22 protein-coding genes are annotated in these 25,511 nt (G+C 67.8%); 14 read left to right on the top strand and 8 right to left on the bottom strand.

What is annotated here, in order from left to right:
• Positions 1-26 precede the first annotated feature (26 nt).
• The 8 genes from ligA to FBZ87_RS16780 all read left to right on the top strand — a co-directional run bounded on the left by ligA (position 27) and on the right by FBZ87_RS16780 (position 13,628).
• Positions 27-2,300 carry an NAD-dependent DNA ligase LigA gene (gene ligA, locus FBZ87_RS16815; RefSeq protein WP_145611475.1) on the top strand — a complete coding sequence of 758 codons (2,274 nt, stop codon included), beginning with the start codon at positions 27-29 and terminating at the stop codon, positions 2,298-2,300.
• Positions 2,301-2,525: 225 nt separating this feature from the next.
• Positions 2,526-3,338 (top strand): GIN domain-containing protein, encoded by an 813-nt coding sequence (locus FBZ87_RS16810; RefSeq protein ID WP_186454804.1) that lies wholly within the window; start codon positions 2,526-2,528, stop codon positions 3,336-3,338.
• Between the two features lie 144 nt (positions 3,339-3,482).
• The gene (locus tag FBZ87_RS16805) at positions 3,483-3,902 is read left to right on the top strand and encodes a VOC family protein (protein ID WP_145611472.1); all 420 of its coding nucleotides are present in this window, start codon (positions 3,483-3,485) and stop codon (positions 3,900-3,902) included.
• 69 nt (positions 3,903-3,971) lie between these two features.
• Positions 3,972-4,373: a hypothetical protein gene (locus FBZ87_RS16800; RefSeq protein ID WP_145611471.1), complete on the top strand. Its 402-nt coding sequence runs from the start codon at positions 3,972-3,974 to the stop codon at positions 4,371-4,373.
• A 120-nt stretch (positions 4,374-4,493) separates the two neighbouring features.
• Positions 4,494-7,487 carry an EAL domain-containing protein gene (locus FBZ87_RS16795; RefSeq protein ID WP_145611469.1) on the top strand — a complete coding sequence of 998 codons (2,994 nt, stop codon included), beginning with the start codon at positions 4,494-4,496 and terminating at the stop codon, positions 7,485-7,487.
• A gap of 238 nt (positions 7,488-7,725) precedes the next feature.
• A complete protein-coding gene (locus FBZ87_RS16790) occupies positions 7,726-9,975 on the top strand; it encodes a DUF1302 domain-containing protein (protein ID WP_145611467.1) in 2,250 nt (749 codons plus the stop codon).
• A 113-nt stretch (positions 9,976-10,088) separates the two neighbouring features.
• Entirely contained in the window at positions 10,089-11,177 is a 1,089-nt protein-coding gene (locus FBZ87_RS16785; RefSeq protein WP_145611465.1) for a WD40/YVTN/BNR-like repeat-containing protein, read from the top strand.
• 72 nt (positions 11,178-11,249) lie between these two features.
• Positions 11,250-13,628, top strand: a complete 2,379-nt coding sequence (locus FBZ87_RS16780) for an efflux RND transporter permease subunit (RefSeq protein ID WP_145611463.1) — start codon at positions 11,250-11,252, stop codon at positions 13,626-13,628.
• Between the two features lie 71 nt (positions 13,629-13,699).
• Here FBZ87_RS16780 and FBZ87_RS29260 read toward each other — a convergent pair whose 3' ends face one another.
• The 6 genes from FBZ87_RS29260 to FBZ87_RS16750 all read right to left on the bottom strand — a co-directional run bounded on the left by FBZ87_RS29260 (position 13,700) and on the right by FBZ87_RS16750 (position 18,871).
• Positions 13,700-14,209 (bottom strand): hypothetical protein, encoded by a 510-nt coding sequence (locus FBZ87_RS29260; RefSeq protein ID WP_186454803.1) that lies wholly within the window; start codon positions 14,207-14,209, stop codon positions 13,700-13,702.
• 106 nt (positions 14,210-14,315) lie between these two features.
• A complete protein-coding gene (locus FBZ87_RS16770; protein ID WP_145611461.1) occupies positions 14,316-16,175 on the bottom strand; it encodes an autotransporter domain-containing protein in 1,860 nt (619 codons plus the stop codon).
• Between the two features lie 208 nt (positions 16,176-16,383).
• Positions 16,384-16,758 (bottom strand): c-type cytochrome, encoded by a 375-nt coding sequence (locus tag FBZ87_RS16765; protein ID WP_145611460.1) that lies wholly within the window; start codon positions 16,756-16,758, stop codon positions 16,384-16,386.
• A gap of 197 nt (positions 16,759-16,955) precedes the next feature.
• Positions 16,956-17,462, bottom strand: coding sequence for a hypothetical protein (locus FBZ87_RS16760; protein WP_145611458.1), 507 nt, complete (start codon positions 17,460-17,462; stop codon positions 16,956-16,958).
• Between the two features lie 231 nt (positions 17,463-17,693).
• Positions 17,694-18,230 carry a hypothetical protein gene (locus FBZ87_RS16755; RefSeq protein WP_088871889.1) on the bottom strand — a complete coding sequence of 179 codons (537 nt, stop codon included), beginning with the start codon at positions 18,228-18,230 and terminating at the stop codon, positions 17,694-17,696.
• A 5-nt stretch (positions 18,231-18,235) separates the two neighbouring features.
• On the bottom strand, positions 18,236-18,871 hold the full coding sequence (locus FBZ87_RS16750; protein WP_145611456.1) for a hypothetical protein: 636 nt from the start codon (positions 18,869-18,871) through the stop codon (positions 18,236-18,238).
• A gap of 131 nt (positions 18,872-19,002) precedes the next feature.
• Between FBZ87_RS16750 and gloB the strand changes: the two genes are divergently transcribed.
• The 4 genes from gloB to ychF all read left to right on the top strand — a co-directional run bounded on the left by gloB (position 19,003) and on the right by ychF (position 22,094).
• A complete protein-coding gene (gene gloB, locus FBZ87_RS16745) occupies positions 19,003-19,803 on the top strand; it encodes a hydroxyacylglutathione hydrolase (RefSeq protein WP_186454802.1) in 801 nt (266 codons plus the stop codon).
• A 42-nt stretch (positions 19,804-19,845) separates the two neighbouring features.
• Positions 19,846-20,451, top strand: a complete 606-nt coding sequence (locus FBZ87_RS16740; RefSeq protein WP_145611454.1) for a glutathione S-transferase N-terminal domain-containing protein — start codon at positions 19,846-19,848, stop codon at positions 20,449-20,451.
• 3 nt (positions 20,452-20,454) lie between these two features.
• Entirely contained in the window at positions 20,455-20,907 is a 453-nt protein-coding gene (locus FBZ87_RS16735) for a cupin domain-containing protein (protein WP_211106969.1), read from the top strand.
• A gap of 89 nt (positions 20,908-20,996) precedes the next feature.
• Entirely contained in the window at positions 20,997-22,094 is a 1,098-nt protein-coding gene (gene ychF / locus FBZ87_RS16730) for a redox-regulated ATPase YchF (RefSeq protein ID WP_145611452.1), read from the top strand.
• Between the two features lie 82 nt (positions 22,095-22,176).
• Here the strand turns inward: ychF and FBZ87_RS16725 are convergent, their stop codons facing one another.
• Positions 22,177-23,187, bottom strand: a complete 1,011-nt coding sequence (locus FBZ87_RS16725; RefSeq protein WP_145611451.1) for an aldo/keto reductase — start codon at positions 23,185-23,187, stop codon at positions 22,177-22,179.
• A 136-nt stretch (positions 23,188-23,323) separates the two neighbouring features.
• On the opposite strand from FBZ87_RS16725, the gene FBZ87_RS16720 reads away from it, so the two are divergent.
• On the top strand, positions 23,324-24,235 hold the full coding sequence (locus tag FBZ87_RS16720; protein WP_145611449.1) for a LysR family transcriptional regulator: 912 nt from the start codon (positions 23,324-23,326) through the stop codon (positions 24,233-24,235).
• On the opposite strand, the gene FBZ87_RS16715 is transcribed toward FBZ87_RS16720, so the two are convergent.
• Positions 24,208-24,969 carry an AraC family transcriptional regulator gene (locus FBZ87_RS16715; protein ID WP_145611447.1) on the bottom strand — a complete coding sequence of 254 codons (762 nt, stop codon included), beginning with the start codon at positions 24,967-24,969 and terminating at the stop codon, positions 24,208-24,210. The genes FBZ87_RS16720 and FBZ87_RS16715 overlap by 28 nt on opposite strands.
• A 119-nt stretch (positions 24,970-25,088) precedes the next feature.
• Between FBZ87_RS16715 and FBZ87_RS16710 the strand changes: the two genes are divergently transcribed.
• Positions 25,089-25,484 carry a VOC family protein gene (locus tag FBZ87_RS16710; RefSeq protein WP_145611446.1) on the top strand — a complete coding sequence of 132 codons (396 nt, stop codon included), beginning with the start codon at positions 25,089-25,091 and terminating at the stop codon, positions 25,482-25,484.
• The last annotated feature ends 27 nt before the right edge of the window (positions 25,485-25,511 follow it).

Raw genomic sequence — 25,511 nt, 5'->3', positions numbered from 1 at the left:
CTTCCGCCTTCATCCCGAGTACTGCCATGGCCGCCAAGCAAGCCATCGACGCCCTGACCCCAGAGGATGCCCGGGCAGAACACGCCCAGCTGGTGGCGGAGATCGGCCACCACCGCGCCCTCTATTACCAGAAGGACGCGCCGGAAATTTCCGACGCCGACTACGACACCCTGGAACGGCGACTGGCGGCCATCGAGCAGCGCTTCCCCGAACTGGCCGGCGCCCACAGCCCCACGGCCACGGTGGGGGCCGCCCCGGCCGCCGGCTTCGGCAAGGTGAAGCACAAGGTGCCCATGCTATCGCTGGGCAACGCCTTCGAGGATGAGGACGTCGCCGACTTCGTGGCCAGCATCCGCCGCTTTCTGGTGCTGGACGAAGCCGCCTCGCTGGATTTCGTGGCCGAGCCCAAGATCGACGGCCTGTCCCTGTCCATCCGCTATGAGGACGGCCAGCTGGTGCAGGCCGCCACGCGTGGCGACGGGGCGGAGGGCGAGGACGTCACCGCCAACGTCCGCACCATCGACGACATCCCCAACACGCTGACGGGGCCAGTTTCCGGAAAAGGGGTCCCGGCCGTCCTGGAAGTGCGGGGCGAGGTCTATATGCGGCGCGAAGACTTTCTGGCGCTGAACAAGACCCAGGCGGAGAAGGGTGAGAAGGTCTTCGCCAACCCGCGCAACGCCGCCGCCGGCAGCCTTCGCCAGCTGGACGCCAGCATCACGGCGGGCCGGCCCCTGCGCTTCTTCGCCTATACCTGGGGTGAGCTGTCGGAGCCGCTGGGCGCCACCCAGTCGGAAAGCCGCCAGCGCCTGGCTGACCTGGGCTTCACCATCAGCGAGCCGTCGCGCCTGTGCCGCACGGCCGACGAGCTGCTGGACTATTACCGCTGGATCGGCGGCCAGCGCGCCACCCTGCCCTTCGACATCGACGGCGTGGTCTACAAGGTGGACCGGCTGGATCTGCAGGAACGCCTGGGTTTCCGCACCCGCACGCCGCGCTGGGCCACCGCCCACAAATATCCGGCGGAGAAGGCGCAAACCCTGCTGAAGGCCATCAGCATCCAGGTGGGACGCACCGGTGCCCTGACCCCGGTGGCGGAGCTGGAGCCCATCACCGTGGGCGGCGTCGTCGTCTCGCGCGCCACCCTGCATAACGAGGATGAAATCCGCCGCAAGGACGTGCGGGTGGGCGACACCGTCATCGTCCAGCGCGCCGGCGACGTGATCCCCCAAATCGTCGGCGTCGTGCCCAACCTGCGCCCTGCCGACAGCCATCCTTTCGAATTCCCCACCCACTGCCCCGCCTGCGGCAGCCTGGCCGTGCGCTCCGCCGCCGAGAAGGCGGACGCGGCGGCGGAAGTGGTGGCGGTGGAAAGCGGCACCCCGGATGATGGTGCCGCCGTTGAGGGTGCGGAAGCGTCCGCCCCCGAGGAAACGGTGGCCGAGCCGGACGGCGTGGTGCGGCGCTGCACCGGCGGCCTGATCTGCCCCGCCCAGGCGGTGGAGCGCCTGATCCACTTCACCAGCCGCCTGGCCTTCGACATCGAGGGCCTGGGCATCGAGCGCATGCGCCTGTTCCACAGCCAGGAGCGCATCCGCGAGCCGGCCGACATCTTCACCCTGGAAAAGCGCGAAAGCGAACGGCTGGACCGCATCGTCACCATGACCGGCTTCGGCAAGAAGTCGGTGGAGAAGCTGTTCGCCGCCATCGAGGCCCGCCGGACCATCGGCCTGGACCGCCTGATCTACGCCCTGGGCATCCGCCAGGTGGGCGAGGCCACGGCCAAGCTGCTGGCCCGTCACTACCTGACGGTGGATCACTGGCGCGCCGCCATGATCAAGGCGGCGGAGGAGCGGGCCGCCCAACCCACCGAGCGCAAGCCTGAGCTGGTGGGTGAGGCCTATGCCGAGCTGTGCGCCATCGAACAGATCGGCGTGGGCGTGGCCGACGACATGATGGCTTTCTTCCGGGAGGAGCATAACCGCGCCCTGCTGGACCGCCTGCTGGCCCAGATCACCGTGGAAACCTACCAGCGGCCCACCACCACCGGGTCGCCGGTCGTGGGCAAGACCGTGGTCTTCACCGGCACGCTGGAGACCATGGGCCGCAGCGAGGCCAAGGCCAAAGCCGAGGGCCTGGGCGCCAAGGTCGCCGGCTCCGTCAGCGCCAAGACCGACTATGTCGTCGTCGGCGCCGACGCCGGCTCCAAGGCCACCAAGGCCCGCGAGCTGGGCCTGACCATCCTGACGGAACAGGAGTGGGTGGACCTGATCAGCGGCAAGACCGGCGCCCCGGAATAGTGGCGGAATCCACCACCCACCTGGCGTGAAGGACGATTAAATCGCCGTTCACGTTGGATACTCCCGGGGACGCCTCAGGATTCCTGCGGATTTTGCAATTGGCACATCCCTTGCGATGAAGGCCGTAACCGGCTCGGCACGATGGGCCGGACCGATCCGGAAGCTCCGCCCCTGACACCACCGGGGCTGACGCTTCCCGCCTTATCGTCAGGGAGACCCCGCCTCATGTTCCGCACCCCCCACCGCTTGGCCACCCTGTCCCTTGCGCCGCTGGCTGCCGCCCCCTTGGCCGCGGCACTCATCGCCTTCACCTCGGCCCCGGCCTACGCCGGCACCATCGGCCCGCAGACCCTGCACGGCCGCACGCTGGAGCTGGAAGGCCTGGTGGCCAATGTCGAGATCACGGTGTCGTCCTCCGCGAAGGAGATCACCGTCACCGCCACCGGCGACGACGACCAGGTCAACCGCCTGTCCTTCCACAGCGAGGGCGACAAGGCCAAGGTGGAGCAGGAGCACCGCCACCACGAGCATTACAGCGACCGCGACTTCATGAAGGTCAGCGTCACCATGCCCGCCGGCACCAGCCTGGCGATCGACGATTTCGTCGGTGACCTGACCGCGGGCGACCTGAACGCCGACCTGGCAATCGAAGACCTTCATTCCGGTTCCGTGACGGTCGGGCGGGTGCAGTCCGCCGCCCTGGACGTGACCGGCAGCGGCAACATCACCGTGGGCGACATCGCCAAGGCCGTCTCGGTGGAGATCAAGGGCTCCGGCAAGGTGCGCACCGGCAAGACCAATGGCGAGGTGTCGCTGGAGATCAGCGGCTCCGGCAATGTCGACATGGCCTCGGTCAACGGCGCGGTGTCGGCCGAAATCCACGGCAGCGGCAACGTCACCATCCATGCCGGCAAGGCCGACCCGCTGTCGGTGGATATCGCCGGCTCGGGCGACTTCACCATGGACGGCGTCGCCACCAACCAGTCCATCAGCCAGCACGGCTCCGGCCAGGTGCGCATCCGCAACGCCGGGCACTGAGCCTCGTCCCATCCCCGGGGTTGCGCTGCGCGGGGCAGCCCCCACCCCATCAGGAAGCCCGCCGGGAAACCGGCGGGCTTTCGTCTTTGGCGCCAAGGGCCTAAGGTCGGCTTCCGCATACATGGCCACCCGGGAACCCCGCCGATGAAATACCTGCACACCATGGTCCGCGTCACCGACCTGGACGCCTCGCTGGACTTCTACGTCAACAAGCTGGGGCTGGAACTGGTGCGCCGCCGCGACTACGAGAAGGGCCGCTTCACCCTGGTCTACCTGGCGGCCCCGGGCTCGCCGGAGTCGGAGGTGGAGCTGACCTGGAACTGGGATCCTGAGGTCTACACCGGCGGCCGCAACTTCGGCCACCTGGCCTTCGCCGTGGACGACATCTATGCCACCTGCCAGCGGCTGATGGACGCGGGCGTCACCATCAACCGCCCACCGCGTGACGGTCACATGGCCTTCGTCCGCTCCCCCGACCAGATCTCCATCGAGCTGCTGCAGGCCGGCGACGCCCTGCCCCCGCAGGAGCCCTGGGTCTCCATGTCCAACACCGGCACCTGGTAAATCACGTCACCGCGGCCCGCCCCGCAGCGCACGGTTGCGGGGCCGGCCCGTTCATTCTATCCCTACCCCATGCTGCTGCTGATCGTCCTGGCTGTGATGGGGGTGGGCCTGGCCCTGGCGCTGGTCGCCTGGCTGGCTACGCGTGGCCCGTCCGAAGCCGAAATCTTCCGCCGCTTCGACGCGCTGGAAGGGTTCACCATCACCGAACGCCACGCCCATGAGGGCACCGGCATCGCCGCCGACGAGGCGCGCGGCCGCGTGGCCGTGATCGGCAAGGGCCTGGACAAGCGCCCGCCCGTGCTGCTGGCCGCCAAGGACCTGACGGCCTGGCGCTACCAGGCCAAGGACCAGCATTTCGAAATGACGCTGAAGACGCGCCGCTTCCCGCAGCCCCTGGTCGTCAGTTTCCGCAAGCGCGCCACCGCCGACGAATGGCTGAAGATTTTCCGCAACATCGTCGAGGAGCGTTGACCTATCCCACAGCGCGGCCCGTACGGAAGTGCGAGACTCTGGGACCCCATACGTCTTAAGGTCATGATGAGGTGGTTGTACCGCCCGCTGTTTTGAACGCCCCGCGACCTAAAGGTTGGCATGACGCCCCCACCGTCCTCCGAGGCATCGTCGTCGTCCCGTACCCTGGCACAGTTCGGGAACGCATCGTCCGTCACCGGCGGAACGCCCCGCGATGGGAACGGCCAAGGAGGCGGCGCCCAGGCGCCGGGCATGGGGCCGGAGGATGGCAAGGCGGCCGCGCGCAAGAAGGTGCGGCTGCCGCTGCGCAAGCGCTTGTCCTACAAGCAGGCGCGCAACACCGCCCTGCTGACCCTGGCGCTGGGCATCATCCTGAACACCGCCCAGATCACCTACGACCTGTTCAACGTCGAGCAGCAGACCGACCAGCTGGTGCAGCAGGTGCTGAGCACGGCGCGCCAGCCGGCGGCGGAGGCGGCCTACGCCTTCGACCAGGCGCTGGCGGAACGGGTGCTGACCGGCCTGTTCGAGTACCGCCCCCTGTACCATGCCGTCATCTATGAGGATTTCGGCAACCAGCTGGCCGCCAAGGACCGGCCGGAAGCAGAGGGGGGCCTGAAGTGGCTGGCGGAAATCCTGCTGCCCCAGGAAAAAACCTTCTCCATCCAGCTGGTCATCGAACGCCACCACCAGAACGTGGGCGTGCTGAAGGTCAGCGTCGACCGCTACCTGATCGCGCTGGATTTCTTCCGCCGGTCGGCCATCGTCCTGGGCGTGGGCTTGGTGTGGACGGTGGCGCTGGCCCTGATCCTGGTCGTGGTCTTCTACATCTCGCTGTCCAAGCCCTTCCTGCGCCTCACGCGCGGCATCGCCGCCGTGGACGCCCGCCGGCCGGCCGACCTGCTGCTGACCGTGCCGCCGCAGCACGCGGATGACGAACTGGGCCTGCTGGCCAGCACCACCAACGAATTGCTGCTGGAATTCGACCGCGCCCTGGTGGAGCGCGAGCGGGTGGAGGCCCGGCTGCGCGAGCGCGAGACCCACCTGTCCGGCATCATGGACAACGTGGCCGATGGCATCATCACCCTGGACGAGGACCTGCGCGTCGCCACCATGAACCGCGCCGCCCACCAGCTGTTCGGGTATGAGCCAGGCCAGGCGGCGGGGCAGCCCTTCGTCAGCTTCATCGCCGACGAGGACTGGCCGCGGGTGTCGATGGAGCTGATGACCAGCCTGCGGCGCCAGGGCGGCAGCCATGGCGGGGAGCAGCGGTCGGAGGTGCAGGGCCGCCGGCGCGACGGCACCGTCTTCGCCATGGCCTTCGGCGTCAGCCAGATGCGCCTGGGCACCCGCCGCACCGCCATCTGCGTCATCCAGGACATCACCCAGCGCAAGCGGTCGGAACGCGCCGTGCGCGAAAGCGAGGAGCGGCTGAAACAGGCCGTCAGCGCCACCCGGTCCGGCGTGTTCGACGCCGACTTCGCCACCGGCCTGACGTGGTGGAGCCCCGAGTTCCTGGAGATGCTGGGCTATCCCGGCGGCGCTAGCCCCTGGCATGACAAGCCGCTGGAGGCCCTGCTGCACCCAGACGATGCGCCCGCCACCATGGGCACCATCGAGCGTTACCTGTCGGGCGAGAGCGGCGACTACCTCAGCGTCTTCCGCCTGCGCAAGAACGACGGCAGCTGGCTGTGGATCGAAGCGCGCGGCTTGGCCATCCGGGATGAACGGGGCCGTCCCCTGCGCTTCACCGGCACCATGACCGACGTGACCGACCGCAAGCGCTTCGAGGAGCAGCTGCTGTACGTCAGCACCCACGATCCGCTGACCGGCCTGGCCAACCGCACCCTGCTGCAGGACCGTCTGCAGCACGCCATCGCCCATGGCGCCCGCAAGGGCACCTCCGTCGCCGTGCTGGTCATGGATCTGGACCGGTTCAAGCTGGTGAACGACAGCCTGGGCAGCCAGGTGGGCGACAAGCTGCTGCGCGCCCTGGGGCAGCGCCTGGTGTCCTGCGTGCGCGCCGCCGACACCGTGGGCCGCATGGGCGCCGACGAGTTCATGGTGATCGCCGAGGATCTGCCGGAGCCGCAGGTGGCCGCCCGCATCGCCGAGGCCATCCTGGTGGGACTGACCCGGCCCTTCGCCATCGACGGCCAGCAGCTGTTCATCACCACCTCCATCGGCATCAGCCTGTTCCCGGGCGACGCGTCGGACACCGACGCCCTGCTGCGCGACGCCGCCACCGCCATGGACAACGCCAAGGCGGCGGGCGGTAACAGCTACCAGTTCTTCACCCCCCGCATGAACGAGGAGGCGGTGGCGCGGCTGTCCATGGAGCACGCGCTGCGCGAGGCCCTGGACCTGAACCAGTTCACGCTGCACTACCAGCCCAAGATCGACCTGGAGACGCTGCAGCCGGTGGGGACCGAGGCGCTGATCCGTTGGCACCATCCGGAGATGGGCTCCGTCTCCCCCGCCCGCTTCATTCCCATGGCGGAAGAGAACGGTCTGATCGTCCCCATCGGCGAATGGGTCATGCGCACCGCCCTGGCCCAGATCCGCGCCTGGCAGGAACAGGGGCTGCAGCCCCTGCCCGTGGCCGTCAACGTCTCCGTCCGCCAGGTCTCCTCCGGCCAGTTCGCGGAGCGGGTGCGCCAGCTGTTGCAGGAATACGACGTGGGGCCCGAATTCCTGGAGCTGGAGATCACCGAGACGGCGATGATGTCCAACCTGGCCTATATCGCCGACACGCTGGCGGAACTGCGCTCCCAGGGCATCTCCATCGCCATCGACGACTTCGGCACGGGCTATTCCTCGCTGTCCTACCTGCGGCGCCTGCCCATCACCACGCTGAAGATCGATCGCTCCTTCGTGTCGGAGGCGACCTCCAACACCGACACGGCCGCCATCGCCGCCACCATCATCGCCATGGGCCGGCAACTGGGCCTGACCGTGGTGGCGGAGGGAATCGAGACCGAAGAGCAGCTGGACTTCCTGCGCCGCCACCAGTGCGATCAGCTTCAAGGCTTCTTCTTCTCAAAACCCCGCCCGGCGGACGACTTCTGCAAAACTTTTTTGAAGCCGACAAAGATGCACGCGGTAGCCTCCTGAACCCGGCTTGACGCCTACTGGCAACCCGGCAAACACCCCCTCGAAACGCCCCCGAATCCGAGTTGAACGGCGTTGCAGATTTGCCCTATTCGGCGCGGAATCCCTTGATCCTGTTCATCAATGCTTGACGGCAACGCCCGGAAAACCGAGGCTTGGCGACAGAGGCTGGACGCGAGTCCCAGGCAAGAATGCCAGGGACGGTCGTGTCTTAAAAAAAACGTACAGGGAGGAAAGACGCATGGTGGCGAACGTCTTTGGGAAGTCGTGCCTGAAATCTCGTATTCTGGCGGGTGTGAGCGTCGCGGCGCTGGGCACATCGCTGTTCACCTCATCGCCGGCGCGCGCCCTGGACTTCAACAGCGGCGATCTTCAAGGCAGCTTCAACACCACCTTGACCTTCGGCGGCCTGATCCGCGTTCAGGAGCGTGACAAGAACCTGGTGGGCAAGGCCAACGGCGGCAACGCCTCCTCCATCAACCAGGACAACGGCGACCTGAACTATGGCACCGGCCTGGTGTCGACGACCGGCCGCATGACCAACGAACTGAAGCTGGACTACGATAACATCGGCTTCTTCGGCCGCGCGACCTTCTTCTACGACCCGATCAACAACGACGCCAACAGCACCTCGGCCGCCCGCACCGGCGCCTTCACGCTGAGTTCCACCGCCCGCGACCAGTCGGCAGCCTACGCCCGGTTGCTGGACGCCTATGCCTACGGCAACTTCGACCTGGGTGGCGGCACGTCACTGAGCATGCGCGTCGGCAACCAGGTGCTGAGCTGGGGCGAAAGCACCTTCATCCCCAACGGCATCAACGCCATCAACCCGGTGGACGTCTCCGCCCTGCACCAGCCGGGCACGGAACTGAAGGAAGTCTTCCTGCCGGTGCCGATGATCAGCGCCAACCTGGGCCTGACCAACAACCTCAGCGTGGAAGCCTTCTACCAGTTCAAGTGGGAGAAGACGCTGCTGGATCCGGCCGGCACCTACTTCAGCAGCGACGACGCGCTGTCGCCGGGCGCCCGCTATCTGTCTCTGCCCTTCGGCAACCCGCTGGCCCACGACATCGCCAGCCAGGGCGCCATCGAGACCAACGGCACGGTCAAGAACCCCATCCTGGGCCAGGTCACGCCCATCGCGCCCTTCGGCACCAACGTGCCGCGCCTGAACGATCACAACGCCCGCGACGACGGCCAGTTCGGCTTCGGCGTCCATTATTCCGTGCCGGAACTGGATGATACCGACTTCGGCATCTTCTTCCTGAAGTACAACAACCGGGTGCCGGACCTGTCGGTCAAGGTGGGCAGCTTCGGCGACTTCGCGTCCAATCCGGAAACGTTCAGCAACCACAGCGGCTACTTCGCCGACTACGTCAACGACATCAAGATGTACGGCGTCAGCTTCAGCACCAGTGTTGAAGGCGTCGCCATCCAGGGTGAGTACTCGTACCGTCAGGGCCAGCCCCTGCAGTATGACGCCGTGGATGTCCTGCAGGCCATGCTGGCCGCCCCCTCGGTCTTCGGCTTCATCCAGACTGGCAGCCAGCAGGGCGCGGCCCTGGGTGCCCAGCAGGGTGCCGCCGCCGGTGCCGCGCAGGGCCTGGCCGCCGCCACCGCCGCCTACCAGACGGCCGTGAACCAGGTGCTGTCGGTCGCCGCCCCGGCGCTGGTCGGCACCAACTTCACAGCACTGCCGGCTCCGGTCCAGGCCACCGTCCAGGCCGCCATCGCCGCCCGCGGCGGCCCGGCCTCGCTGGCCGCGGCCCAGGCCGCGGGCCAGGCCCAGGGTGCCGCCGCCGGCGCCAAGGCCGGTGCCACCGCTGGCGCCACCGCCGGCGCGCAGCAGGCCGCCACGGCGGCCGCCCATATCTTCAACACCAATGCGCTGATCCAGCGCCTGGGTGGCATCCAGGGCACCACCACGGCCCAGATCGAGCAGAGCGCGTCGCGCCTGTTCGGCACCACCATCCAGGGCTATGGCCGCTACGACATCAGCCAGGTCCAGATGACCTTCACCAAGGACCTGCCGCCCATGATGGGCGCCAATCAGGTCATCCTGGTGGGCGAGGTGGGTGCCGACATCGTGCACAACATGCCGGATGGCGTGCACTTCAGCGGCACAGGCACCAACGTCGGCGGCAACGCCAACTTCCTGGGCCTGGGCGGCATGGAAAGCGTGGCCACCAACGGCTTCGGCACTGAGTTCTCGTGGGGCTATCGCCTGGTCGCCCGCTTCGACTACCTGAATGCCATCGGTGGCATCAACCTGATGCCCCGCGTCGTCTGGGAACATGACGTGCACGGCACCACGCCGCTGCCGGTGGGTACCTTCATCGACGGCCGCAAGGCCGTGTCGGTGGGCCTGACCGCCACCTTCCTGGACAAATGGTCGGCCGACGTGAACTACACCAACTTCTTCGGCGGTGGTGACTTCAACCTCATCAACGATCGTGACTTCATCAGCTTCAGCCTGAAGTACTCCTTCTAATCCTGCCGCCCCGTCACGGGACCGCTGGATTTCCACCGGCGGCCCGTGACAGGGTCAGCATCCCTTTCCCGGTTTTATGGGCGCCGGCCACCGAGAGGCGGTCCGCGACTTGAATGATGAAATGCCGCCCCCTCGCCGCCCGGCTTGCCGCCGGCGCCCTGTCCCTGGTCCTGGCCTCCAGCCTCGCCCCCGGGGACAACCTAAGAGCGAGGGAGATGGCGGCCGGCGACAGCCCCTCATCATCCGACGTCCCGCCATCATCCGACGTCCCGCCATCATCCGACGTCAAGGTCACAGCACCCATCGCCGGGAAGACCCCGGCCGCCAATGCGCCCATCCCGGCGCTGCTGGCCCCCCTCGCCCCGCGCTCCCTGATCCTGGCCGGCACGCTGGCGGGCACGCGGCTGGTGGCGGTGGGGGAACGCGGGCATATCCTGCTGTCCGACGACAATGGCCACAGCTGGCGCCAAGTGCCCGCCCCGGCCAACGCCACCCTGACCGGCGTGCGCTTCATCGACGCCAAGCAGGGCTGGGCCGTGGGCCATGACGCCACCATCCTGCACACCGCCGATGGCGGTGAAAGCTGGACCCTGCAGAACTTCGCGCCCGAGTGGGAACAGCCCCTGATGGATGTGCTGTTCGATGATGCCGACCACGGTATCGCGGTGGGCGCCTACGGCCTGTTCCTGGAAACCGCCGACGGCGGCAAGACCTGGACCAAGCGCCGCATCACCGATGACGACCTGCACCTGAACGCCATCTTCACCACCGGCGGCGACACCCGCATGGTGGTAGGGGAGGCCGGCGGCGTCTACACCAGCCCGGACAAGGGCCACACCTGGACCAAGCGTCCCCTGCCCTATGAGGGCTCGCTGTTCAGCGGCGTGGCGGTGGACGACAGGACCGTGGTGGTCTTCGGCCTGCAGGGCCACGCCTTCCGCTCCACCGACGGGGGCCAGACCTGGCAGACCATCGACACCGGCACCAAGGCCGGCCTGATGGGCGGCGTCGCCACCCCCGATGGCCATGTCGTCCTGGTGGGCGCGTTGGGCACGGTGCTGAGCAGCAGTGATGGCGGCGCCAGCTTCAAGCTGACCTACCGCCCCGACCGTCTGGCCCTGGCCGATGCGGTCCGCGGCGCCGACGGCACCTTGATCCTGTTGGGCGATGAGGGCCCCAAGCTGATGGGCGCGCTGCCCTGACCGCCAGCGCTGCCCCGAACGGCGCGCCCTAGACCGCCTATTCCCGGTTCCCCCGTTTCCCCAGAGTGCCCGATGACGTCCCTGCCCCGCTTCCTCGACGCCCTGATCTTCCGCCACCGGCAGGTGGTGCTGGTGCTGTTCGCGCTGGCCACGGCCTTCTTCGCCTGGCAGGCCAGCCACCTGGCGGTGGACACGGCCTATGAGAAGCAGCTGCCGCAGGAACACCCCTATATGAAAACCTTCCTGAAGTATCAGAAGGAATTCGGCGGGGCCAACCGGGTCATGGTGGCGCTGAGCGTCAAGAAGGGCGACATCTACACGCCGGAATTCTTTACCAAACTGAAGCAGGTGACGGACGAGGTGTTCTTCATCCCGGGCGTGGACCGGGCCAGCGTCACCTCCCTGTTCACCCCCAACGTCCGCTTCATCGAGATCGTTGAGGACGGGTTCAGCGGCGGCAACGTCATCCCGGCGGAGTTCAAGGCCACGCCGGACTGGCTGAACGTGGTGCGCGGCAACGTGCTGAAGTCCGGTCAGGTGGGCCGCCTGGTGGCGGAGGACTTCACCGCAGCCTTGGTCAGCATCCAGCTGCTGGACCGCGACCCCAGCACCGGCGCCAAGCTGAACTACATGGACGTGGCCAAGAAGCTGGAGGCCATCCGGGGCAAGTACGCCGATGACGCGGTGGACATCCACATCATCGGCTTCGCCAAGGCCATGGGCGACGTGGCCGACGGCACGGTGGGCGTCATCGGCTTCTTCGGCGTCGCCTTCGTCATCACCGCCATCCTGGTCTATGTCTACGGCCGGTCGTTCCGCATGACCGCCGTGCTGCTGGCCCTGTCGGTCGTCACCGTCATCTGGCAGCTGGGGCTGCTGGTGCTGATGGGCCTGGCCATGGACCCCATGTCCATTCTGGTGCCCTTCCTGGTGTTCGCCATCGCCATCAGCCATGGCGTGCAGAACGTGGGCACCATCACGCAGGAGATCGGCAAGGGGGCCGACGCCTTCTCCGCCGCCCGCATCAGCTTCCAGCGCCTGCTGGTGCCGGGCGCCAGCGCCCTGGTGGCCGACGCCATCGCCTTCCTGACCATCCGCATCGTCAAGATCCAGATGATCCAGGAACTGGCGCTGTCGGCCTCGGTCGGCATGGTCATCATCGTCGTCACCCACCTGATGATCCTGCCGGTGGCCCTGTCCTTCCTGCCGCTGGGCGATAGCTACCGCCGCCGCGTTTCCGGCCAGGTGGACCGCTTCGATGCGGTGTGGAAGGTCTTCACCGTTTTCGCGCGGCCCAAGGGCGCCATTCCGGCCCTGATGATCGGCCTCGCCGTCTTCGCCTGGGCGCACCATGAATCGGGCCGCCGTGTCATCGGCGACGCCGAGGCCGGCGTGCCGGAACTGTGGCCGGACAGCCCCTACAACAGGGATGCGGATTTCATCGCCGCCCATTTCGCCATCGGCGTGGACATCATCCAGGTCATCGCCGAGGCGCCGGCCAACGGCTGCATCGATTACACTGTCGCGTCCCAGGTGGACGACTTCGCCTGGCAGATCCGCAATGTGGACGGCGTGCAGTCCACGCTGTCGCTGCCCCAGGTGATGAAAACCGTCAACATGGGCTGGAACGAAGGCAACCTGAACTGGCGCGTCCTGCCCCGTAACAGCCAGGTGCTGGTGCGCGCCGTCTCACCCGTCGAGACTTCCACTGGCCTGTTGAACGCCGACTGCTCCGTCATGCCCATCATGATCTTCACCAAGGACCATAGGGCAGAGACCATCGACCGCGTGGTCAAAGCGGTGGAGACCTACAACAAGGCCCATGGCACCGACGCCAAGGATAAGGGGCCCATCCACTTCCGCCTGGCGACCGGCAATGTTGGTGTCATGGCCGCCACCAATCAGGCCGTGACGGCGGCCGAGACACCCATGCTGCTGTGGGTCTACGGCACCGTGCTGGTGTTTTGCGCCCTTACCTTCCGTTCCGTCGTCGGCACCATCGCCACCGTCCTGCCCCTGGTCGTGGTCTCGGTGCTGTGCGACGCCCTGATGGCCGAGCTGAAGATCGGCCTGAAGACCAGCACCCTACCGGTCACCGCCCTGGGCGTAGGCATCGGCGTGGACTACGGCCTCTACATCTTCAACCGCCTGCAGTCCTACCTGAAGCACGGCCTGGGCTTCGCCGAAGCCTACTACAAGACCCTGCAGGAAACCGGCAGCTCCATCCTGTTCACCGCGCTGACCCTGGCGGTGGGCGTGGCCACCTGGTCCTTCTCCGCCCTGAAGTTCCAGGCCAACATGGGCGAGCTGCTGACCTTCGTCTTCATCGCCAACATGTTGGGCGCCATCATCCTGCTGCCCGCCATCGCCGCCACGCTCTACCGCCTGTTCCCCCGCCTGTTCGAGAGCGAGGTCAAGCGGGCGCAGAAGCGGACCTTCGCGGCGCACTAGATCGTTTGCCTCAGGCGAAACAAGCCCCCGTCCGGTCCGTCCGGCGGGGGTTTTTCTTTGAGGGCGGACTACTACTGCCCCTTGGGCTGCGCGGCTTCCCATTCCGGGTCCACGGTGCCACCGTCGAAAATGAAGCGCCAGGGGGCGTCCTTGGTGGCGCGGCGCCAGATGGTGACGTAACGGACAGGCGGACGCTCCACCACCGTGCCGTCGGGTTTTTTGAGGCGGGAGCGGGCCTTGCCCCAGCTGTAGCCCAGCGTGCCGTCGGCCGAGACCGAGGCATCCTCCGGAGCCCATTCCAGCTCCAGCCCCGCCGGGAACAGGGTGGCCAGCGCCGCCCGGTCCACCTTGGCCTGCGGACGGTTCAGCAGGGTGACCTCATCTGCGGCAAAGGCCTGGAAGGCGGCCCCCACGCCCATCTCCCGCGCCTTGGCGGCGAAGGCGCGGTCGGTGTCCAGGATGGCCTGAGCAGGGTTGGCGGCGGTGGGGTTGCCGGGGCTGGGCAGTGGGCCGGCCCCGATCAGCAAGGGTGCCGCCAGGACGCAAGCGGCCAGGCCCAAGGGGAACCGCAAACGGGACATGATCTTGTTCTCCCTCGCGTCATTGTTCTTGGCCGCCAGGGTAGCAATAAAAAGGGCGCGGGAATATCCCGCGCGCCCAGTCAACCTTGCACTGTTGCTTATAGCCTCAGAAGCCGACGCGGATATGGCCCATGACGGCATGGTCCGTGCGGTCACCATTATCGAACGTCCCCTGGTAGGAGACGGCGACGTTGACGCCGTTGGCCTGGATGGCGATGCCGCCCCCGCCATAGTAGGAGGTGCGCTTGCCGGCACCGGCGTCGGTCTCCGCCACCTGGCCGCCCGGCAGGGTGGCCTGGAAGATGCGGCCGGAGTTCAGGAACTCATGCTGCACGCCGGCCTGGATCTGCGGCGCCACCACCACATCGCCCATGACGAAGGGGATGGCCAGCTGGCCGCCCGCCTGGGCGCGGAAGCTTTCGGCGTCGAAGTCCGGCACGCTCAGCGCCAGGGCGCCCGCGTCCTTTTCCGTGTAGCTGTGGATGCTGGCGCGGGTGTAGCGCAGGCCCGCTGTGGGACCCAGGGCCACATTGCCCAGCGTCACATTGTAGCCGCCGGACAGGCTGGCGCCATAGGTGCTGCCGTTGGGCGTGGCGTTGCCCCAAGGCTGCGGCGCGAAGCCGGTCTGGCGCTGCATCTGGGTGAACTCGTCATAGCCGTAGCTGATCATGCCGTCGGCATAGAAGGCGCCCATGTTGGCCGTGGCATAGGCCATCAGGTTGTAGGCGTGCAGCTCGTCCTTGCCGAAGCCACCCCGGAAATGCATGCGGTTGTCGCCATAGCCCAGGGCGACACCGGTGGTGACATAGTCGGATACCCGATAGTCCACACCCAGAGCGCCGGTGTAGCTGTCGTAGGTGTAGCCCATCTGGCCGGCAATGGCGTCGCGGTCGCCGGTGCCGTAGTTGCCATAGAGGAAGATGCCGACGCGGCCGTCGCGCCCCGTCGAGGTGCCGGTCCCCATGCCGCCGCCCACGCCGGCGACAGCCGTGCCCGAGCGGATGCCGTTCAGACGGGCGCGCACGGACCCCGTCATGCCGTCATCGGCGATGAAGTTCAGCTGCGTGGCCGCCACTGCCGCCTGCGGCGCCTGAAGCACGGTGGTCAGGGTGCCCGCCACATATTCCGCCACCAGGGTATGACCGGTGGTGGTGGGATGCACGTCGTCCCAGAACAGCATGGTGTTGATGTTGGCGGGGGTGCAATAGCCCGTGGCCTTGCCGCCCAGCAGGCAGGAGTGGGTGGCATCGGTGATGCCGTAGGCCGACGGGTTGGCCTGGATCATGCTGAAGATGGTGTTCACGTCCACCAGGATGACCCGGGCGCCGCTGGTGCCGTTGAGGCTTTTGGTCAGGGCCAGCACATCGGCATTGTGGATGGCCGTCAGCTGGTTGGCCTGCAGCGAGGCATCCGCCCCTTCCGCCGAGATCGACGGGGTGTTGCCCAGGTTGGGCAGGTTGAAGATCAGGAAATTGCGGGCGCCGGCGGCGATCAGCTTGCTGGCGCCGGTACCGATGTTGCCCACGACGGTGGCCGCCTCCGTCGCCGCGTCCACCGATGAACCGCTGGTGGCGTACTGGAAGTAGTCGTTGGCGCCGATCCACAAGGAATACAGCTGGCTGCTGGTGATGGTGGGCTTGGCCGCCAAGAACGCGTTGATCTGGTTCAGGAAGTCGATGGGCCGTTCCGCCGTGGAGCGGGCGCCGCCATAGGCGTAGCTCTTGAACGGCACGCCACCGATCAGCGCGCCCACCTTCTCATCCCACAACGGGCCATTGGAGAAGCGGCCATTGTAATAGGGCGGCGGTGGTGCCAGACCCAGGGGCACCAGATTGCCCGGATCGCTGAGGCTGTCACCGAAGACGATACCGGCGGAATATTGCTGCGCGTGCGCGGTGAAACCGACGAAAGACGCCATCAGCGCCACCGCCATGGCGGTGGTCGTGCGTAACATCCGGCTGGTCATGGGCTCCCTCTATCCCTTCACGGCGGGCCGTTCAGGCGGCCCGCTCGTTCTTGACGCGAGGGCAGAGTCCCACGAAAGCATCCCCCGCAGTCAAGGGCCCAAAAGTCACAAGGCGGCGAATATCACCGGTTGTGTCGTGACGGCAGCAGTTGGGGAATCGCAACGATCCGGCCGCGCTGGGTGGTGGCGGGGCCGGAACTGGACGCTCTTATTTCAAGCCGGACAGGTAGGCGATGACGTCGGCGCGGTCCTGAGCGGAGGGGATGCCCGGGAACGCCATGCGGGTGCCGGGCACGAGCGCCGCCGGCTTGGTGAGATAGACGTCCAGCGTGGCGGCGTCCCAGGTCTTGTTGGCGGCCTTCATGGCGGGAGAGTAGTTGAAGCCCTCCTCGCTGGCCGACTTGCGGCCGACCACGCCCCAGAGATTGGGGCCCAGCTTGTCGGCGCCGTCCTTCTCGGCGCTGTGGCAGGCCTTGCAGCGCTGGAACACCTTTTCCCCCTTCACAGGGTCGCCGGCCGTCTGAGCGGCGGCGGTGCCGGCGACGGCGATGGCCAGGACGGTGAGGGCGGCGACAATCTTCATGGAACGACCCCTGTTGTTCTTCGTGTGACCATATTTCCCGGGCCATGCGGGGCCTGGGCTGAAGTGGCGCGACGGTAGGGGGCGGCCGATGACGCTGTCAATCGGACGGACTGTCCCGATCCGTAAAAAGGCGGGCCAGATTAGAGGGATAGCACAGCCAGGGGAGGATGGCGGCGCACCGTCCTCCACCTCAGGCTTCAGTCGCCGACATCCAGGGTGGGTTGACCGCGCAGAGCGCCGCCGTTGAAGCGCCCCCCGTTGAGGCGGCCCATATGATCGGCGGCGCGCTGAGCCGCCTGGGCGCCCCGCTGTACCAGGGTGGCCTTGGCGGGCTGAGCCAGGGGCGCCGCATGGACCCGCATGGGGCGGTTGGGCCGCAGCACCCACAGCACCGCCAGGGCCGCGACGGCGCCCACGGCCGCCGGCAGCAGGGAGACGGCCGCGGCCACCAGCCCGGACACCACGGTCAGGTCGAACAGCATCCCGGGCCGGGCAGGTGTGACCACATGGGCCAGCAGCACGCCCACGCCAATGACCAGGACCCAAACACCCCACTGGCGGGGGGCCGCGACCGACAGCAGGAAACCGGCGATGGCCAGCATCACCAGGGTGCCGTCCAGACTGGCGGACGTCAGGTCCCACAAGCCGGCGGCGGCGCCAAAGCCGGCGGCCGTCAGGGGGAGGAGGACAGTCTTGAGCAACATGGCGACACGCTGATCCCGAAGGAGGAACATCCGTCCGGTACTTTACCCCCCTTGGCAGTCACCATCGGGGGAAGGCGTCCGGCGATGGTGCTATTGAACACCGGGATTGCGGCGGAAGCCGGGCAACGCTGGGACCATGACGGGGCGATTGCCGCCAAACGCCACGCGTCACCATGTGGCGGCGGGCTCTTGGACAAGCGCCCAGGCCGCCCATGGGACGGCCATCCCGGCTCACAATTCCTCAGGATCGGAGGGGTAAGGATCGCCGCCCTTGACCACGTAGCCGCGTTCAGGGGGAAAGCGCTGCAGGGTCTTGGACACGGCCAGCTTGGTGCTGGAGGCCCACACCAGATAGCGCCGGCCCATGCGCCACGACGACACCACCGGCTCCGGCGCGCCGCGCGACACCGTCTGGAAACTGGAATGGGTGATGGTGACGGTGAAGGCGCTGTCGTTGGGCATGCGGCGCTCGTCATAGACATACAGCAGCGCCTCGTCCGCGCGGCGCGCCTCGGCCAGGCGGTCATGCTCGGTGACGCTGCTGCGCAGTTCCTCCAGCTCCGCCGTCATCTTGCGCTCCTCGCGCTTCAGATCCAGCGTCAGCTTGGCCTTGTCCCGCACCGCCTGGAACAGCTCATCCACCTGGCGGCGGCGGGCGCGGGTATCGCGGCGCATGCGGCGGATGCGGCGGGCGGTGGAGCTGGCGACCTGCCCCGCGGCGGTGAGGCCGGCGGCGATGCCGAACAGCAGGGAAAAGCTGATGGCCATGGCGCTCAGCCCCGCGGGGCGGAGGTGTCGGCCTCCGCCAAATGGATATCGCCGTCATCCATGCCCGGGCCATGGTCCCCCGGGCCGTCTTGCGAGGGCTCGCGAATCTCGATGATGTGGAAACCCATGGAGTGGGGGTAGTAGCTCTCCACCAGGGTCTTGGCGTCACCAACATTGGGCGCCCAGGCATGGACGTTCTGGGTGCGCGCCCAACTGCGCGACAGGCCCATGACCTCTTTCTGCTCCATCACCGCGCGCTGCACATGGCGGTTGATCACGGCCGCCACGAAATGGCGGGCGGGCCGGCCGGGGCGGGTAAAGGCGTCCTCCTCCCCCAGCACGCGGATCAGCTGGTCGCGCTTGGCCTCCAGGTCGGCCACGCGGCGCGTCGACATATAGTTCTGCCGCCGGGCGGATTTCAGCGCATTGTCCAGGCGGGCCACACGCGGCATGATCTTGCCGCCCCGGTCCTCGAACTTGCGGAACAGGATGTTGGCCTCCTGGAAGCGCTCATCCACCCGGTCCACGCCTTCGCTCATGTGCAGATGACGTTCCACCAGATGCGAAATGGCCAGGGCGGCGAGGTAGGACAGCCCCGCCACCATCATAAAGATCGCCACCGCCGTCAGCAGATCGCTCATAAGCCGCTTTTTAGCCGGATATGGTTGGTGAACTCCCCCACCCGCAAGGCAATCCCGGAGATCGGGCACTGTCAAGCGATGGTGGATCCAACCATTAGCATTACCCCCGCCGCTGCGATAGGTTTGCCGCCATGACTCCGCCCGCCCCCACCGCCCCCCGGCGCCTCGACGTGACCCTGGTCCCGGCGCTCAGCGACAATTACATCCACCTGCTGCGCTGCGCCGCCACGGCCAAGGTCGCTGTTGTGGACCCGGCGGAGGCCGCCCCGGTGGTGGCCGCGCTGGAGCAGCAGGGCTGGGGGCTGGACCTGATCATCAACACCCACCACCATGGCGACCATGTCGGTGGCAATCTGGAACTGAAGGCCCGTTACGGCGCCGCCATCGTCGGCCCCGCCGCCGACCGCGACCGCATTCCCGGCATCGATCGCGCCGTCGCGGACGGGGAAAGCGTCACCTTGGGCGCCTGCCCCCTCACCGGCATCGACGTGCCCGGCCACACGCGCGGCCACATCGCCTTCCACGGGGCCGAGGACGCCGTGCTGTTCTCCGGCGACACCTTGTTCTCCATAGGCTGCGGCCGCCTGTTCGAGGGCACGCCGGACCAGATGTGGAATTCCCTGACCCGCCTGCGCGCCCTGCCGGATGAGACAGCCGTCTATTGCGGGCACGAGTACACCGCCGGCAACGGCCGCTTCGCCCTGACCCTGGAACCGGACAACGCCCGTCTGGCGGCCCGCATGGCGGAGGTCACGGCCCTGCGCGCCCAGGACCGCCCCACCCTGCCGACCACCATCGGCATGGAGCGCGCCACCAACCCCTTCCTGCGGGCCGACCTGCCGGCGCTGGCCGCCGCCGTAGGCCTGGACGGTCAGGATCCGGTGGCCGTCTTCGCCGAAATTCGCCGCCGGAAAGACAATTTCCGGGGGTAAAAGACCCTATGATCCAGCCCCTCTAGAAAGCCTGACCGTCCCATGAAGCTTTTCTACAGCCAGACCTCCCCCTTCGTGCGCAAGGCGCTGATGGTCGCCCATGAGCGGGGCCTGGTTTCCCGGATCGAGCTGTCGCCCACCGACGTCTGGTCGCCGGACACGGTGGTGCCGACCCTGAACCCCCTGGGCAAGATCCCCACCCTGGTGACCGACGACGGCATGGCCCTGTTCGACAGCCCGGTCATCGCCGAGTACCTGGACAGCCAGGGCACCCAGGGCCAGCCCCTGTTTCCCGCCGCCGGGGCGGAGCGCTGGCAGGCCCTGCGCCAGCAGGCCATCGCTGACGGCATCTGCGACGCCGCCATCCTACGCCGCATGGAGGGCCTGCGGCCGGAGAACCTGCGCTCCGCCAACTGGACGGACCGCCAGCGCCAGGCCATGACCCGCGCCGTCGAGCTGCTGGAGGCGGAGGCCGACCAGCTGCAGGGCCTGACCATCGGGACGATCTCGGTCATGATCGCGCTGGCCTACCTGGACCTGCGGTGGGAGTGCGATCACTGGCGCCAGCGGGCACCCAAGCTGGCCGCCTGGTTCGCCCAGGCCAGCGACCGGGACAGCTTCCGCCTGACCGTGCCACCACGGGGGTAAGGAATGGACGCCGCTTCCCTGGACGCCGAGGGGATCATCCGCCTGCTGGGACTGCACCCACACCCTGAGGGCGGCCACTATGTGGAAACCTACCGCCATGCCCCGGCGGACGGTGGCAGGGGTGCCTCAACCGCCATCTACTTCCTGCTGAAGGCGGGGGAACGGTCGCACTGGCACCGGGTGCGCGACGCGGACGAGGTGTGGCACTGGCATGCCGGCGCGCCCTTGCGCCTGTCCCTGTCCGCCGACGGCGTCACCGCCACCCATCTGACCCTGGGTGCGGATCTCGCCGCCGGGCAGCGGCCTCAAGGCGTGGTGCCGGCCGGCCAGTGGCAGGCGGCGGAGTCCCTGGGCGACTGGACCCTGGTGGGCTGCACCGTGGCCCCGGCCTTCGAGTTCCACGCCTTCGAGATGGCGCCGTCGGACTGGGTGCCAGGGGTGGGTCATCCGGCCTGATGGCGGACCTGCGTAACGGCGGTTTGCAATCCGGCCGTCTTTGCCCGATAAACGCGGCCAAAGCGGCCCCTTAGACCTAGAGTATTCCCATGGGATTCAATTGCGGCATCGTCGGCCTGCCCAACGTCGGCAAGTCGACCCTGTTCAACGCGCTGACCAGCACGGCGGCGGCGGAAGCGGCCAACTACCCCTTCTGCACCATCGAGCCCAATGTGGGCCGCGTCGGCGTGCCCGACCCGCGCCTGGACAAGCTGGCGGCCATCGCCAAGTCGCAGAAGACCGTCCCCACCCAGCTGGAATTCGTGGACATCGCCGGGCTGGTGCGCGGCGCCTCCAAAGGTGAAGGCCTGGGCAACCAGTTCCTGGCCAACATCCGCGAGGTGGACGCCATCGTCCACGTGCTGCGCTGCTTCGAGGACGGCGACATCACCCACGTGGAAGGCTCCATCCACCCCACCCGCGACGCGGAAACGGTGGAGACCGAGCTGATGCTGGCCGACATGGACAGCTTGGAAAAGCGCCTGCCCGCCCTGCAGAAGAAGGCCAAGGGCGGCGACAAGGAATCCAAGATTTTCGCCGACCTGATCGAGCAGGCACTGGCCGTGCTGCGCGACGGCAAGCCGGCCCGCGTGGTCCAGGTGTCGGATGAGGACCGTCCCTACTGGCGCCAGCTGCAGCTGCTGACCGCCAAGCCGGTGCTGTACGTCTGCAACGTGGAGGAGGCCTCGGCCGCCACCGGCAACAGCCTGTCGGCCCAGGTGGCCGAGATGGCCAAGGCCCAGGGTGCCGTGTCCGTCGTCATCTCCGCCGCCATCGAATCGGAACTGGCCCAGCTGAGCGATGAGGACAAGACCGAGTACCTGTCCTCCCTGGGGCTGGAGGAGCCGGGCCTGAACCGCCTGATCCGCGCGGGGTACGGCCTGCTGAACCTGCTGACCTTCTTCACCGTCGGCCCGAAGGAAGCCCGCGCCTGGACCGTGCGCCGCGGCGCCAAGGCACCCGAGGCCGCCGGCGTCATCCACACCGACTTCGAACGCGGCTTCATCAAGGCCGAGACGGTGGACTTCGACAGCTACGTCGCCCTGGGCGGTGAGGCCGGCGCCAAGGATGCCGGCAGGCTGCGCATCGAAGGCAAGGAATACGTCGTCCATGACGGCGACATCTTCCATTTCCGGTTTAATGTTTGATCGCCGAGGCCCCTGCTAAGGGGCATGGTTACGTGACCGAAATGAAAAGGCGGCCAGGGTAACCCGGCCGCCTTTTGCTTTGTCAGCGCTCGCTGTCCAGCGAGGCCATGGCATGCGCGTTGTAGCGGTCACCGGCGGCGCTGTCCTTGGGCACCGCCCGTTCGATGGCGGCGAGGTCGTCGGCCGTCAGGATCACGTCCAGGGCGCCCAGAGATTCCGCCAGCCGGTCGCGGCGGCGGGCGCCGATCAGGGGAACGATGTCCTGGCCCTGGGCCAGCACCCAGGCGATGGCGATCTGGGCGACCGTGGCGCCCTTTTCCGCCGCCACCCGCCGCAGCTCCTCCACCAGCGCCAGGTTGTGGTCCAGGTTTTCGCCCTGGAAGCGGGGGCTGTGGGCGCGGAAGTCAGCGCCCTTGCCCTTGTCCTTTGTCCAATGCCCGCTGATCAAGCCGCGCGACAGCACGCCATAGGCGGTGATGCCGATGCCCAGCTCGCGGCATGTGGGCAGGATGTCCCGCTCCAGCCCGCGCGAGATCAGCGAGTATTCGATCTGCAGGTCGACGATGGGGTGCACGGCCGCCGCCCGGCGCAGGGTGTCGGACCCCACCTCGGACAGGCCGATGTGGCGGACATAGCCGGCCTTCACCATGTCGGCGATGGCGCCCACCGTGTCCTCGATGGGCACGTTGGGGTCCAGGCGGGCCGGACGGTAGATGTCGATATGGTCCACCCGCAGGCGCCGCAGGGTGTAGGACAGCGCGGTCTTCACCGCCGACGGCCGGGCGTCAAAGCCGATCCAGTTGCCGGCCGGGTCGCGCTGGGCCCCGAACTTCACGCTGATCTGCACATCGTCCCGTTTGTGGGCTCGGGTGAACCCCGCGTCGGCCAGCGCGTCGCCGATCAGCATTTCGTTATGGCCCATGCCGTAGAAGTCGCCGGTGTCCAGCAGGACCACGCCGGCATCCACCGCCGCGTGCAAGGTGGCGATGCTCTCGGCCCGGTCGCTGGGGCCGTACATGTCGGACATGCCCATGCAGCCCAGGCCCAGGGCGGAGGTGGCGGGACCTTTGGCGCCTAACATACGCTGCAGCATCGTTTTTTCCTCAAGTGGCGGGAGGCTTGGTAACGGCGTCAGGCCGTTGGTGAGGTGGACTATGCCGCCGAAGGCACCGCGTGATAATCTGGGCAATCATCAATGCGCTGTTCGATATTTCGAACAATGGTGCCTCATGCCCGCCCCCAATCTCGCCGACCTCGACCTTTTCCTGGCCGTTGCCCGCCACCGCAGTTTCCGCCGCGCCGCCAAGGAACGCGGCGTGGCGCCCAGCACCCTCAGCCTGGCCCTGAAACGGCTGGAGGAGGATCTGGGCGTGCGCCTGCTGAACCGCACCACCCGCAGCGTGACACCGACGGAAGCGGGGCAGCGCCTGGTGGCCCGGCTGGCGCCGGTGTTCAGCGAGGTGGCGGAATCGCTGGACGAGGTGAACAGCTTTCGCGACACGCCCACCGGCCTGCTGCGCCTGAACGTTCCCATCGTCGTGTCCTGGCTGATCCTGGCGCCGCTGGTGCCGCGCTTCCTGGCGGCCTACCCGGGCATCACGTTGGAGATCATTGAGAACAACGCCTTCGTCGACGTCTTCGCCCAGGGCTTCGACGCCGGCATCCGCTATGGCGAGGCCCTGGCCCAGGACGTGGTGGCCGTGCCCATCAGCCCGCCGCAGCGCTACGTGCTGGCGGCATCGCCGGAGCTGATCGCGCGCGAGGGCATGCCCGGCCATCCACGCGACCTGATCGGCCGCCCCTGCCTGCGCCACCGCTTCGCCGACAGCGCCGTCCAGCCCTGGGAGTTCGAGCGGGGGAATGAGGTGGTGCGCATCCAGCCCGACGGCCGCCTGGTGGGGAACAGCGTGCACGTCGCCATCAGCGCGGCGGAGGCGGGCCTGGGCTGGTTCTGCACCTTCGAGGGTTTCCTGGCCCCCTCGCTGGCCGCCGGGCGGCTGGTGCCGGCCCTGCAAGAGTGGCTGCCCCCCTTCCCCGGCCCCTATCTCTACTATCCCAGCCGCCGTCACGTGCCGGCGCCCTTGCGCGCCTTCATCGACTTCATGAGGGCCCACTATGAGGCGGAGATGGGCGCCCGGTAGCGCGCCGGCGTCACGCCCAGGCGGCGGCGGAAGGCGCTGACGAAGGCGCTGGTGCTGCTGTAGCCGGCCTCCAGCCCGGCTTGCGTCACCGACAGGCCGGTGCCCAGCAGGCTGGCCGCGTGCAGCAGGCGCAGTTGCTGGCGCCATTCACCGAAGCGCAGGCCCGTCTCCTCCTTGAACAGGCGCTGCAGGGTGCGGGCGCTGGCGCCCACGGCGGCGCCCAACGCCTCCAGATCCGATTCGTCCGCCGGGTCCTGGCGCAGGCGCTCAGCCAAGGCCAGGGCCCGGCGGTCGCGCGGCCAGAGAAGCGACAGGGGCAGCCGCTCCGCCGCGGCCAGGCGGTCCATCAGCACACCGGCCAGCCGCGCCTGGTCCACCTTATCGGCCCGCAGCATGCCCACCGCCACGACATGCAGGATCAGCTCGCGCAGCAGTGGCGCCACGCCGAGCACCTGGCAACCGGCGGGCATGGCGCCCGTTGCGGCGGCAAGGGCCGGCGCGATGTAGAGGGTGCGCATGGCGACCCCGCCCCGCATCTCCACCGTGTGCGCCGCGCCCGGCGGCAGCCATACCGCCTGGGCGGGCGGCACCAACCAGGCGACCCCATCCGCCACCACCCGCATGACACCGCGCGCGGCGTACAGCAGCTGGCCCCAATCGTGTTTGTGACTGTGCAGCCGGTGGCCGTCGCTGAAGGTCAGCGCCAGGCTGCGGATGAGGAAAGGGTCGGCCATCTTGACGCCTTTACGACAAAGATCGTCATCCTAGCGCAAGACGGCCACGGCCCGATACGGCATCATCCGGCCATTCCCCACCACGCCCCCACCACCACGCCCCTACCACGGAGGTCATCATGGCCAACCACCTGCGCTTCTTCGCCATCCATGCCGAGGATGTGGAGCGCGCCAAGACGTTCTACGAGGCGGTGTTCGACTGGCGCATCACCCCCTGGGGGCCGCCGGGCTTCTACCTGATCCAGACCGGGACCGAGGGCGAGAAACACGTGGGCGGCGCACTGCAGCAGCGCCACGAACCCGTGACCGGCACGGGCATGAAGGGCTTCGAATGCACCGTGGGCGTGGACGATCTGGCCGCCATCATGGCCAAGGTCACCGCCAACGGCGGCACCATCGTCATGCAGCCCTACACCATCGACGGGGTGGGCCGCCTGATCTACCTGCACGACACGGAAGGCAACCGGGTCGGCGCCATGCAGTACGACCCGGCCTATGCGGCGGCTTTCTTTTAGCCCTCAAACGGCGGACGGCCGCAGCCT

The sequence above is a fragment of the Nitrospirillum amazonense genome, from assembly GCF_007828035.1.
Lineage (GTDB): Bacteria > Pseudomonadota > Alphaproteobacteria > Azospirillales > Azospirillaceae > Nitrospirillum > Nitrospirillum amazonense.
The sequence above is the reverse complement of the archived record's forward strand: the minus strand, read 5'-3'. Positions and strand labels throughout refer to the sequence as shown.